General features: G+C 55.4%; 9 protein-coding genes and 1 tRNA gene. All 10 read left to right on the forward strand.

Annotation, left to right across the window (positions count from 1 at the left end; all coding sequences use genetic code 11):
* The first annotated feature begins 12 nt into the window (after nucleotides 1-12).
* The 10 genes from rpmI (at nucleotide 13) to dpdG (ending at nucleotide 12,210) form a co-directional block, all read left to right on the forward strand.
* Nucleotides 13-207, forward strand: coding sequence for a 50S ribosomal protein L35 (gene rpmI / locus NUH87_RS28250; RefSeq protein ID WP_002553160.1), 195 nt, complete (start codon nucleotides 13-15; stop codon nucleotides 205-207).
* A 30-nt stretch (nucleotides 208-237) separates the two neighbouring features.
* Complete coding sequence (rplT, locus tag NUH87_RS28255; RefSeq protein WP_002553161.1) at nucleotides 238-594, forward strand: 50S ribosomal protein L20; 357 nt, start codon at nucleotides 238-240, stop codon at nucleotides 592-594.
* A gap of 110 nt (nucleotides 595-704) precedes the next feature.
* On the forward strand, nucleotides 705-1,721 hold the full coding sequence (pheS, locus tag NUH87_RS28260) for a phenylalanine--tRNA ligase subunit alpha (RefSeq protein WP_040069106.1): 1,017 nt from the start codon (nucleotides 705-707) through the stop codon (nucleotides 1,719-1,721).
* A gap of 27 nt (nucleotides 1,722-1,748) precedes the next feature.
* Nucleotides 1,749-4,130, forward strand: a complete 2,382-nt coding sequence (pheT, locus tag NUH87_RS28265) for a phenylalanine--tRNA ligase subunit beta (protein WP_338523580.1) — start codon at nucleotides 1,749-1,751, stop codon at nucleotides 4,128-4,130.
* Nucleotides 4,131-4,133: 3 nt separating this feature from the next.
* Complete coding sequence (ihfA, locus tag NUH87_RS28270; RefSeq protein ID WP_002553164.1) at nucleotides 4,134-4,436, forward strand: integration host factor subunit alpha; 303 nt, start codon at nucleotides 4,134-4,136, stop codon at nucleotides 4,434-4,436.
* Nucleotides 4,417-4,773: a MerR family transcriptional regulator gene (locus NUH87_RS28275; protein ID WP_017128239.1), complete on the forward strand. Its 357-nt coding sequence runs from the start codon at nucleotides 4,417-4,419 to the stop codon at nucleotides 4,771-4,773. The genes ihfA and NUH87_RS28275 overlap by 20 nt, the downstream gene beginning before the upstream one ends.
* 92 nt (nucleotides 4,774-4,865) lie before the next feature.
* A tRNA-Pro gene (locus tag NUH87_RS28280) sits at nucleotides 4,866-4,942 on the forward strand.
* Nucleotides 4,943-5,483: 541 nt separating this feature from the next.
* Entirely contained in the window at nucleotides 5,484-8,756 is a 3,273-nt protein-coding gene (gene dpdE, locus NUH87_RS28285) for a protein DpdE (RefSeq protein WP_338526988.1), read from the forward strand.
* The gene (gene dpdF / locus NUH87_RS28290) at nucleotides 8,750-11,323 is read left to right on the forward strand and encodes a protein DpdF (protein WP_338523581.1); all 2,574 of its coding nucleotides are present in this window, start codon (nucleotides 8,750-8,752) and stop codon (nucleotides 11,321-11,323) included. The genes dpdE and dpdF overlap by 7 nt, the downstream gene beginning before the upstream one ends.
* A complete protein-coding gene (gene dpdG, locus NUH87_RS28295) occupies nucleotides 11,320-12,210 on the forward strand; it encodes a protein DpdG (RefSeq protein ID WP_338523582.1) in 891 nt (296 codons plus the stop codon). The genes dpdF and dpdG overlap by 4 nt, the downstream gene beginning before the upstream one ends.
* Nucleotides 12,211-12,212: the final 2 nt, after the last annotated feature.

The following is a 12,212-nucleotide window of genomic DNA, read 5'->3' on the forward strand; positions in this document are numbered from 1 at the left end:
GAGTATCCGAACATGCCAAAGATGAAAACTAAAAGTGGTGCTGCCAAGCGGTTTCTGAAAACTGCTAACGGCATCAAGCACAAGCACGCTTTCAAGAGCCACATCCTGACCAAAATGTCGACCAAGCGTAAGCGTCAACTGCGCGGTAGCAGCTTGCTGCATCCGTCTGACGTGGCAAAAGTCGAGCGCATGCTGCGCCTTCGTTAATTTTTGGTTCAAGAATAGAGGAAGTAACTCATGGCTCGTGTAAAGCGTGGCGTCATTGCCCGTAAGCGTCACAAAAAGATTCTGAAACTTGCAAAAGGCTACTACGGCGCTCGCTCGCGCGTATTCCGTGTTGCCAAGCAAGCGGTCATCAAGGCAGGCCAATACGCCTACCGCGACCGTCGTCAGAAAAAACGTCAGTTCCGCGCTCTGTGGATCGCTCGTATCAACGCAGGTGCTCGTGTTAACGGTCTGTCCTACAGCCGTTTCATCGCTGGCCTGAAAAAAGCGTCGATCGAAATCGACCGTAAGGTTCTGGCTGATCTGGCTGTGAACGAAAAAGCGGCGTTTGCTGCGATTGTCGAGAAAGCTAAAGCCACCTTGGCTTAAGTACCCACCGACAATCACCGGGTCTTGCCTGTGTAGGGCTCGGTGTTAAACGTCATGAATAGGGGAAGAGCCTTAAAGCTCTTCCCCTATTTCGTATCTGGAGTCTGTACATGGAAAACCTGGACGCACTGGTCTCTCAAGCTCTCGAGGCTGTGCAAAGCGCTGAAGATATCAATGCCCTGGAGCAAATCCGGGTTCACTACCTTGGCAAGAAAGGTGAACTGACTCAGGTGATGAAGACCCTGGGCAGCTTGCCGGCAGAAGAGCGTCCGCAGGTCGGCGCCCTGATCAACGTCGCCAAGGAGCGTGTCACAGAGGTTCTCAATGCGCGCAAGGCGTCGTTCGAGGAGGCGGATCTGGCCGCCAAGCTCGCCGCCGAGTCCATTGACGTGACCCTGCCTGGCCGCGGCCAGACCTCCGGTGGTCTGCATCCAGTCACCCGGACTCTGGAACGTATCGAACAATTCTTCACCCACATCGGCTACGGCATTGCCGAAGGTCCCGAGGTGGAAGACGACTACCACAACTTCGAAGCGCTCAACATCCCAGGCCATCACCCGGCCCGGTCGATGCATGACACCTTCTATTTCAATGCCAACATGCTGCTGCGCACCCATACCTCGCCGGTACAGGTCCGCACCATGGAAGCGAAGCAGCCGCCGATCCGCATCGTCTGCCCAGGCCGTGTGTACCGTAGCGACTCGGATATCACCCACTCGCCGATGTTCCACCAGGTCGAAGGCCTGCTGGTCGATCGCGACATCAATTTTGCCGACCTCAAAGGCACCATCGAAGAGTTCCTGCGGGTCTTCTTCGAGAAGGAGCTGGCGGTGCGTTTCCGTCCTTCCTACTTCCCGTTCACCGAGCCGTCCGCTGAAGTCGACATGGAATGCGTGATGTGCAGCGGTAAGGGCTGCCGCGTCTGCAAGCAGACCGGCTGGCTGGAAGTCATGGGCTGCGGCATGGTTCACCCGAACGTGCTGCGCATGTCCGGGATCGATCCGGAAGCCTTCCAGGGCTTTGCCTTCGGCATGGGCGTCGAGCGTCTGGCCATGCTGCGTTACGGCGTGAACGACTTGCGTCTGTTCTTCGACAACGACTTGCGGTTCCTCGCGCAATTTCGCTAGTCGTAACGAATCTATTAGGAGAACAGGATGAAATTCAGTGAACAATGGCTGCGTGGCTGGGTAAGCCCGCAAGTGAGCCGCGACGAGCTGGTGGCTCGTCTGTCGATGGCCGGTCTTGAGGTCGATAGCGTCACGCCGGCCGCCGGTGTGTTCAGCGGCGTGGTCGTCGGTGAAGTCCTCAGCACCGAACAGCACCCGGATGCCGACAAGCTGCGCGTGTGCCAGGTCAGCAACGGTTCCGAGACCTTCCAGGTCGTCTGCGGCGCGCCGAATGTGCGCCCGGGCCTGAAGATCCCGTTCGCGATGATCGGTGCCGAACTGCCCGGCGACTTCAAGATCAAGAAAGCCAAGCTGCGCGGTGTCGAGTCCAACGGCATGCTCTGCTCGCAAGTCGAGCTGCAGATCGGCGAAGACAACGATGGCCTGATGGAACTGGCGGCCGATGCGCCGGTGGGCGAGGACATTCGTGTCTACCTGAACCTGGACGACGCCAGCATCGAGGTCGACCTGACCCCGAACCGTGGCGACTGCCTGTCCCTGGCCGGTCTGGCCCGTGAAGTCGGCGCGCTGTATGCCGCTCCGGTGACTCGCCCGGTCGTACCGAGCGTGCCTGCCACGCACGACGAAGTTCGTTCGATCGAAGTGTTGGCGCCGGCCGCTTGCCCGCGTTACCTGGGTCGCGTTATCCGTAACGTCGACCTGTCGAAGCCGACCCCGCTGTGGATGGTCGAGCGCCTGCGTCGTTCCGACGTGCGTAGCATCGACGCCGCCGTCGACATCACCAACTACGTGATGATCGAGCTGGGCCAGCCGCTGCACGCCTTTGACCTCTCCGAGATCAATGGCGGCATCCGCGTGCGCATGGCGGAAGAGGGCGAGAAGCTGGTGCTGCTCGACGGCCAGGAAGTCACCCTGCGTGGCGATACCCTGGTGATTGCCGACCACACCCGCGCCCTGGCGATTGCCGGCGTAATGGGTGGCGAGCACAGCGGTGTCGACACCGCGACTACCCGTGACATCTTCCTGGAAAGCGCTTTCTTCGACCAGATCGCCGTCGCTGGCAAGGCCCGTTCCTACGGCCTGCACACCGATGCCTCGCACCGCTACGAGCGTGGCGTGGACTGGCAGTTGGCCCGTGAAGCCATGGAGCGCGCCACTGGCCTGCTGCTGGAAATCACCGGTGGCGAAGCTGGCCCGATCATCGAAACCGTCAGCGAAGCGCACCTGCCTGCCGTGGCCGCGGTGACCCTGCGTGCCGAACGCATCACCCAGATGCTGGGCATGGAAATGGAGTCGGCCGAGGTCGAGCGTCTGTTGACCGGCCTGGGCCTGGGCGTTTCTGCGAGCGGGGCAGGGCAGTGGCGCGTTGAAGTGCCAAGCCATCGCTTCGATATCAGCCTGGAAGTCGACCTGATCGAAGAACTGGCGCGTCTGTACGGCTACAACCGCCTGCCGGTCCGTTACCCGCAAGCGCGCCTGGCCCCGCAAGCCAAGGCCGAAGCCCGTAGCGACCTGCCTGAGCTGCGTCGCCTGCTGGTGGCCCGTGGTTACCAGGAAGCGATCACCTACAGCTTCATCGACCCGAAACAGTTCGAACTGTTCAACCCGGGCGTCGAGCCGTTGCTGTTGGCCAACCCGATCTCCAACGACATGGCCGCCATGCGTTCTTCGTTGTGGCCGGGCCTGGTCAAGGCGTTGCAGCACAACCTGAACCGTCAGCAGGATCGCGTGCGTCTGTTCGAAAGCGGCCTGCGTTTCGTCGGTCAGCTGGAAGGCCTGAAGCAAGAGCCGATGCTGGCTGGTGTGGTCTGCGGCAGCCGTCTGCCGGAAGGCTGGGCACAGGGTCGCGACACCGTCGACTTCTTCGACGTCAAGGCTGACGTGGAAGCGCTGCTGGGCTTTGCCGGTGCGCTGGATTCGTTCACGTTCGTGCCGGGCAAGCACCCTGCGTTGCACCCGGGTCAGACCGCGCGCATCGAGCGGGAAGGGCGTCTGGTTGGTTTCGTCGGCGCAATCCACCCGGAATTGTCGAAAACCCTCGGTCTCGACCGTCCGGTCTTCGTTTTCGAGCTGGTACTGGCTGAAGTGGCGTTGGGGAAAATGCCGAAATTCAGCGAGTTGTCGCGTTTCCCTGAAGTGCGTCGTGACCTGGCGTTGCTGGCGGACAAGGGCGTGGCGGCCAGTGCGGTACTGGACGTAATCCGTGAAAATGCAGGCGAGTGGCTCACAGAGCTCAGGCTCTTTGACGTCTATGAGGGTAAAGGTATTGATCCGCATAGAAAAAGCCTTGCAGTTGGCTTGACCTGGCAGCATCCATCGCGCACTCTTAATGACGATGAGGTGAATTCCGCGACCCAAAGCATCCTCACCTCGCTTGAAAACAGGTTGAACGCCACGCTAAGGAAGTGACGTATGGGGGCTCTGACGAAAGCTGAAATGGCGGAACGTCTCTACGAAGAGCTGGGCCTGAACAAACGGGAGGCCAAGGAATTGGTCGAGCTGTTTTTTGAGGAAATCAGGCACGCTCTCGAAGACAACGAGCAGGTCAAACTGTCGGGTTTCGGCAATTTTGACTTGCGGGACAAACGCCAGCGGCCTGGCCGCAATCCAAAAACGGGAGAGGAAATCCCGATCACGGCTCGCCGTGTGGTCACCTTTCGTCCAGGGCAGAAATTGAAAGCCCGAGTTGAGGCCTATGCTGGAACCAAGTCATAACGACGAGCTTCCGCCGATCCCAGGCAAACGCTACTTCACCATTGGTGAAGTCAGCGAGCTGTGTGCGGTCAAACCGCACGTGCTGCGTTACTGGGAGCAGGAGTTTCCTCAACTCAACCCCGCCAAGCGTGGTGGCAATCGCCGGTATTATCAGCGCCATGACGTGCTGATGATCCGGCAGATTCGCGCGTTGCTGTACGATCAGGGGTTCACCATCGGCGGGGCGCGTCTGCGTCTCTCCGGCGATGAGGCCAAGGATGACAGCACCCAGTACAAGCAACTGATCCGCCAGATGATTTCGGAGCTGGAGGATGTGCTGGTGGTGCTGAAGAAGTGATTCAAGGTATTTAAAATACTTTGACATTTCAAAAGCTTGCGGTATATTTCTCCTCGCTTCCACAAGAAGCAAAACCCAGTTTCACGCCTAGTCGGGGCGTAGCGCAGTCCGGTAGCGCACTAGCATGGGGTGCTAGGGGTCGAGTGTTCGAATCACTCCGTCCCGACCATATTTTTGAAAAAGCCCAATCTGAGAAGGTTGGGCTTTTTTGTGTCTGAAAAATATCCCGCATCCCCCCCGCACGGATTTTTCTGACTATTTTTATTTGGCTAAGGCCGGCAACACCGGATGTAGGTTGGCAGCCTTCAACAATATTTCAAAGCGACACGGTGGCAGAGCAAGCGGTTTGGTGATTGTCCTGGAGCGCTTTAGTCGCGAGATGGAAGGTAGATGTCGTGGTGGCTATTTGATATGCTTGAGAGCATTATCAAGCTCTAAGCAGTTGTTGAGTTAGGCGGCTATGCTCTCCAGCATTGTATAAATTTACCGGCGTTTCTAGGTTGGCCGTCAGGTTTCACAGCACCCCAAGAGCTTCCGTAGGTGGCAGTTGCAGAACGGTCCGCGGCCTTTAGGATTTTGCGCCGATCGCTTGCTAGTAGTCAGTGGCCAAGGGCGAAGGCGTAGGCGTGTATTGTCTGCTGTAATGTGCATTCAAGCGGAATCAATAGGAAAGTGAATTCGTAGTAGCGAGGGAAAGCTTGAGCTTATTTGTGGGTGCATTCGTTGAGCTTGTAGATCCTCCTTACGCTGAATGGGGGGTTGGGAAGCTAGTGACGATCGCTGGCCAACTTGGGACGGTGCAATTTTTCGACTCTCCCGATCCGGGGTCACATGTCACGATTGAATTTCCGATGGCGAGGATCCGGTCTGTAAGTCTAAGACCTCAAACACGTATTTATAGACGCCACTCAGCTGGTGGGCGCTGGCAGGTCGGAAGAGTGCTTCAACACGATGGGGAGAGGACGCTTTTGGTCCAATACCCTAATGGTGATAGCGTCAACGTCGAAGCTTGCGATGTTGAAGTGCGTTGGGACCAGCCGATTCGAGACCCATTACCTTATTTGATAGCAGAAGCAACGGAAACACCTTTCCTTGCTGATGCGCGGAGTGCCTTTGCTCACGTCACATCTCTCCAATACGCGGCTTGTTGGGGGATGGCCTCCGTACTGAGTTCGTCGATTGAACTCGTAGATTACCAACTCAATATTGTTCGACGGATTCTGACTGACCCAATCCAACGCTATTTGCTCGCCGATGAAGTTGGTTTAGGCAAGACTATTGAGGCATGTCTTGTCATTCGGCAATACATGCTTGACGATCCATTGAATGCTAAGGTTCTCGTCGTAGCACCGAGAGCATTGGTGCAGCAGTGGCGTGAGGAGCTAACGCGTCGATTTGCTCTTGACGCGTTTCTGGACGACTACTTACATGTTGTAGGTCATGATCAGATCGACCGTATAGCTCGGCTTTTGCCCGATGCGGGATTGATTGTGGTCGATGAAGCTCACCACCTTTCGCGAAAAACGGAAGGTGGGGAAAACCAGCTCTATGAATTACTTCGACGATTTGCCCCCAGCGTTCCCCGATTGCTATTGCTGTCGGCGACACCTGTTCTGAGTGATAGCTCTGGTTTTCTCAGGGTGATGCATCTGCTGGACTCTGCGGTCTTTCCGCTGGACGATTTGGCAGGTTTCGAGCATCGGATCAAATCTCGTCAGTTCGTGGCCGAGTTGGTTGCGATCCTGCTACCGCAGAATGTTTGGTCTCTACCAGCAGAACTCGATAGGTTAAACAATGAATTCAATACCGACCCTTTGTTGGATGAGCTTACAAGTGACCTGCGCGTAATTCTGGATCGTTTTCCTGAAGAGGACGATGAAGCGTTAATTGACGCGTTGGGTGCGTTGCGAATGCACCTTGCTGAAACCTATCGTTTACATCGCCGCGTTCTTCGAAATCGCCGTGTAGCGGTCCCGTGGGCCACCATCCAACGTTCTGGCATGGAACGGTTTGAGTTCGAGTATGAAAGAAACATTGGCGCGACTTTCATGCACCAACTTGAAGACTTGCGCCTTCATCTTGGCGCCCTCACGGATCTCTCGCCTAGTGCCCGAGCGACACTCCTAGATTGGGGAATACGACCCAACTCCTGCATGCGCGTGGAAGAGTGGTTGATCAACTTGGGTGTCGAAGACATCGAGGCGAGACATTTGGCGAGGGTTCTGGAGGGCTCTGCACGAACCATTCGTGAGTTGGATAGCCGCTTTCTCGCACTACGCGATGCCGTTTCCGGACTGCTCAAGAAGGCTGCACAGCAAATCGTTGTTTTCTGCGACTCAGCCGAAGATGCGGATCGTGCCGTAGAGATGCTTGGTAGGGAGTTTGGTCGATTGGTGCAACGCCATCAGGTCCTTGATGCGATACCTGATCAAGAAGATCTTGAAGACGATGAGCAGTTGCCTTGGAAGGCATTTCTGACGCTTCCGTCTACATGCCGGGTGCTGGTATGTGATGCCAGCGCAGAAGAGGGTGTGAACCTTCATGGAGGCAGCAAGGTAGCGTTGCACTTTGATCTACCCGTGTCTCCCAATCGGATCGAACAACGCCTCGGACGACTGGATCGATTTGGCACGGGCGATCCCGTGCGGTCTATTGTGCTAGTTGATCGCGCCAACCTTAATGAGATGGGGTGGCTGGATGTGCTTGATACTGCATGGGAGATTTTTGATCGCTCTGTTGCCAGCCTTCAGTATCTGATTGAGGAGTCGACTCAGGGGTTGATCAATGACTGGTTTGATCTCGGTGCACTGGCTTTCGCTCCTCACGTCGAAGCGCTTGCTGGGCAGGATGGTAGGATTAGAAAAGAATTGCGTCGCATCGACCAGCAAGATGCTTTGGATTCGCTCGAACAGCCAGGCGATGATTTGTTAGATGACCTAACGGAATGTGACCAGCAGTGGGAGGCTTGGCGCGACGGGTTCGACACCTTCGCCGTTCAGGCACTTCGCTTCGTTCGTCGAACCGAAGCAACTCGTCTTAATGGGGACTCGATCTTTCGAGTTGGTTACGCATATCGAGGTGATCAGCAAACGCTGCTACCGTTAAGTCGGTTTGTCGGAGGGTTTCTTCAAGCTATGGATCTTGAGGCACCTGATGGAAGTTCGCAGATGCCTCTCACCCATCGTTATGCATTTAAACGCCAGACGGTCAACTCACGCGAGGGACTTAGGGACAACATCCGCCTCCTCAGGATAGGTGACCCGTTAATCACGGCACTAGAGCGTTTTGCAGCTGTTGACGACCGTGGCCGGGCCTTTGGTTTGTGGCGTGTTAGGCAGGATTCTGAAATCATCGATCCGAGCGGTGCAGACCTTTTTTTTCGCTTCGATTTCGTGGTTCATCCAGGTGAAGTGCTGTCGTCGAGTGAGAGCGTTTCGGATGCACACGCTTACGATATCCAAAGAAGCGCATTATCCCGATTGGCACGGGCAAGCATGCCTCCCTTATTTTTTACCGTATGGGTGTCAGGTTCGGGTCAGATTGTGAGTGAACCTCCAAAAATGCTATTAGAAAGGTATAAAGACAACGGACAAAAAACGGGGAACGCTGATTTTAATTTGAATCCGGACCGCTGGCGCGTTCTGCATCAGAGGCGGGATTTCGCTTGGTTGCAGAACTGGGACGAGCTTTGTTCGCGGGCAAGGGATTTGGCTCAGCAATATGTGTTGGGGTCTCCAAAATTCAATGGGCATCTCGAAAGTGCGCTAGTAGTCGTAGCGCGACAACATAAGTTGCGTTTGGCACAAGGTAGGGCACGTGCCTCGCGAATGAGTGGTGTCGCCGCAGCGACGGAGTTGCGGGAGTTAGAAACTGATGATTGTTTTTACAGGCATCTCGCAACCGCTTTGCGAACCCCGATTCTTAGGCTCGAATGCGTGGGTGCAATCTTTATCGCCAATCACTCTCCTTTCACCTCATGTTGAGCGATCTGTTCGACGACTCTGCACTACAGAGCGCATGTAGAGACTGGTCAAATGCCAACATTCCTTCTGAATTGGCCCTTGATGGCCTTTTAGAGCGAATTCGTCAACTTTTGGTCGGGATGAAGTCTTTTCCTAGATTTGTCAGTCATGTTGACCTCATCTGCCTGATTCGGCAGTGGCAACTGCGTAATATGGCCGCTGGCGCTGGCTCCTGGCTGAGGGTGTCACGGCACGACGATTGGCCGTCCGTAACGTTATGGCGCGAAGCTGGATTCGACGTGGCCGAGTTTAGCGATGGGTTCGATGTACGAACTCGGCCTGTTAGGTTTCCTTGGTTCGGCGCCCAAGAGGATATTTTTGACGACGTTTTTGCGGAGCTGATCTCCCGTACTTCTCTTGAGGTTCCTGCGGACCCTATGCTGAGAAGGCTGCTTAGAAACGATACGTGTCTATCAGAGGGGCAGCGCGAAGCTTTGCGAGCTGTTGTACATTTACCCGCCGATGTGACATTGATTGCGAATCTACCCACGGGTAGTGGTAAGTCTTCCCTCAGCCATCTTCCCCCGCTTTTTCATGGCGAGGGTCATCTTACATTGACGATCGTACCGACCGTGGCTTTGGCTATTGATCAAGCGCGGCGGATGGAAGAATTACTTTTGCAGCAGAGTCCATTCTGGGAAGCCACTCCACTGGCTTACCATGGTGGACTGACGCAGAAGGAGCGTGACGACGTTCGCCGGGCTATACAGAGCGGTGCTCAGCGAATGATCTTCGCCTCCCCGGAGAGTGCTACAGGCGCCTTGCGCGATGCACTAGAGCATGCAGCTGCTATCGGTCGCTTGACGCACATAATTGTTGATGAGGCACATCTCGTAGCGACTTGGGGAAGTGGCTTCCGCCCGGAGTTCCAATTACTTCCAGCTCTAGTGCGACACCTACGTAAGATCAGTCACGAAGGGGCTAAACGGTCGATTCGACTGATTCTTGCATCTGCGACCCTGACGAAGGGGACGATAGACGTACTCCAAAAGCACTTTGGACCAGCGGCACAGACCGAGTTGATCTCGGGTGTCCACTTGCGTTCGGAACCACGTTATGCGTTTAAGCGGTGTAGGTCAAAGGCTGAGCAAAGGGAGCGAGTACTAGAAGTTCTCAAGTTAGCACCGCGGCCTTTTATTCTGTATGTGACCAAGCCGGAGGAGGCGGTGGCGTTTTGTGCACTGCTACGTGATGAAGGGTTCGGTCGAATAGATCATTTCACCGGATTGACCCTCACCTCGGAGCGCGGTCATCTACTCCGCTCATGGAACTCGGGAATGCTTGACGGTATGGTCGCCACGTCTGCATTCGGTCTTGGCGTAGATAAGGCCGATGTCCGCACCATAGTGCATGCCACTCTCCCCGAGTCGCTTGATCGGTTTTACCAAGAGGTTGGACGCAGCGGAAGAGACGGCAAGGCCTCTGCGAGCCTGCTGTTTTACACTGATGAGGATATCGAGCAGGCACGGAGTATATCGCTCCAGAGACTAATCGGGAACGGTCTTGGCTACAAACGGTGGGTGGCTATGATTGCTACTACGGTTTGGCAGCAGCCGAATTCGGATCTCGTATGGATAGATTTGGATGCTCTGCGCTCTGATCTGCATCAGCATTCAGCGGCGAATCGTGGGTGGAATTTCAGAACCTTGAATCTAATGGCTTTGGCGGGGTTGCTCGAAATATGTGAGCTTCGATCCCACCGTCCAGAGTCTCGTCAGGTGGAGGACGAAGTCGTACGCGAGGTTGATGCGTTTTATGCAGCGGTTCGGATCTTAGAAACGGGTCATTTGAACGAGGCTTTCTTCAATGCCCGTATGAACACAATAAGAAGCGTGATTAACGAATCGTCCGATGAGAGCGTAGAGGCGGTGCTTGATGTTGTGGCAGGAAATATCGAAATTTCGCATGCGCTTTCTTCTACCTATGAGCTTGTGCAGGACAATGCATACGTTCCAGTAACACGTTGTTGCGGGGGATGCCCTGAGCACTGGGCCAACAAGCAAGTAAGCAGTAAATATGGCAAGCCGTTCGTGAGCCGCACTAGTCGGTTCGCGACAAAAAAGGGGTGGAGAAAGGCAACCGCAACGCTGCCATTGCTTTCGCCAAATCTGCTAATCGTCACCTGTCCAGAGGCGGCCGGCGGCGCAGTCATACGGGGTGCCCTGATCGAGGCACTTCTGAGTAAAACTCAACCTCACACTGTATTGCTAGACGCCCCGACCGGCTCGCAGGAGTGGACTGATGTCTGGAATGCAGTAGGGCGGGCGGGGAGCGATGCGTTCATCGATACTTTCGACCCTGGTAAGGCAGCTTCGCTTGACGGGGGGGCTGGTGAGGTGCGCATTGTTTTGTGGTCTACCACTTCTATTTCGCAAGATGTTCGAGGCTCGCTTTTGTCCTCTCCGTGCGACCTCACTGTTCTTGTCATCCCTAAGGATATTAAGGATCCGGACCGACCAGATCGAAGATGGACCGATGTCATCGATCATTTAAGTTTCGACACATTGCTCAGGGAGCTCAGTGCATGAGCCTATTGAATATTACTAATGACGGTCTTCCGAACGTGCTTGCCGTACTACATTCGAGGGTGCTGGCATCGAAAAATGCTGTTCCTCGCGAGGAGTTGCTAGAAGCCGTTGCTCCGGGAGGAGTTGTTGAAGACGAGGGTAAACAAGCCCGGCAAACCTTACGGCGTTGGACTGAGCTCGGCTTATTCATAGAAACAGATGATATGATTTCCGTTCTAGATCGGCCCTCAAAAGTTCCGGCAGGAGCACTGCAAACCCTCGCGTTCACTAGACGTATTGCCTGCCGGTACGCTCTTTCTGATCAGAATAATCAAGAGTTCTGGGCAGCAGAGGGAGCTCGCTCCGCAGATCTCACGCGAACCTTGGCCTGGATGATGGCCCAGGACGTATTCCGAACTCGTTTTGGCGACCTAGAGCGGCTTGAATCGGAGCAAATCGAAAATTCTGATCGGCGCCTAATGCAGAACTCAACACGCAAGACCGGTGTGAATTACTGGTCCGAGTTCCTTGGATTCAGTCGGCAACCTGGTGGCGACATCGATCCGACGGTGGCTGTTAGAGATGTCCTACCCGAGATTCTGGCCCCAGGGGAAGGTATGTCCGCCCGAGACTTCGTCGAGCGGATAGCGGAACAACTGCCAGTGTTGGACGGAGGGCGTTGGCAGGCTGTGGTGCTTGCTGAGGTAAACGCGAGTGCGCTCGCGCCTCTCCAGCCTGGCCAGGTATCGACGGCATTGTCGCGTGCGCTTCTTTGCCTTCGTGCCTCCGGGGAGTTATTACTGCAAAGTCGTGCGGACATAGGCTCATCGATTGTCCTTAGCGGATATCAAGGCATTCGCCCAGATCTAACTTTCCAATGGTTGAGCCGTCCCAGCATGGAGCCCTAAAA

It is taken from the genome of Pseudomonas batumici (genome assembly GCF_036585405.1).
Taxonomy (GTDB): Bacteria; Pseudomonadota; Gammaproteobacteria; order Pseudomonadales; family Pseudomonadaceae; genus Aquipseudomonas; species Aquipseudomonas batumici.

Bases quoted from the DNA above. Each gene is read 5' to 3' on its own strand.
- rpmI (WP_002553160.1), top strand. From the start codon at position 13: ATGCCAAAGATGAAAACTAAAAGTGGTGCTGCCAAGCGGTTTCTGAAA.
- rplT (WP_002553161.1), top strand. From the start codon at position 238: ATGGCTCGTGTAAAGCGTGGCGTCATTGCCCGTAAGCGTCACAAAAAG.
- pheS (WP_040069106.1), top strand. From the start codon at position 705: ATGGAAAACCTGGACGCACTGGTCTCTCAAGCTCTCGAGGCTGTGCAA.
- pheT (WP_338523580.1), top strand. From the start codon at position 1,749: ATGAAATTCAGTGAACAATGGCTGCGTGGCTGGGTAAGCCCGCAAGTG.
- ihfA (WP_002553164.1), top strand. From the start codon at position 4,134: ATGGGGGCTCTGACGAAAGCTGAAATGGCGGAACGTCTCTACGAAGAG.
- NUH87_RS28275 (WP_017128239.1), top strand. From the start codon at position 4,417: ATGCTGGAACCAAGTCATAACGACGAGCTTCCGCCGATCCCAGGCAAA.
- dpdF (WP_338523581.1), top strand. From the start codon at position 8,750: ATGTTGAGCGATCTGTTCGACGACTCTGCACTACAGAGCGCATGTAGA.
- dpdG (WP_338523582.1), top strand. From the start codon at position 11,320: ATGAGCCTATTGAATATTACTAATGACGGTCTTCCGAACGTGCTTGCC.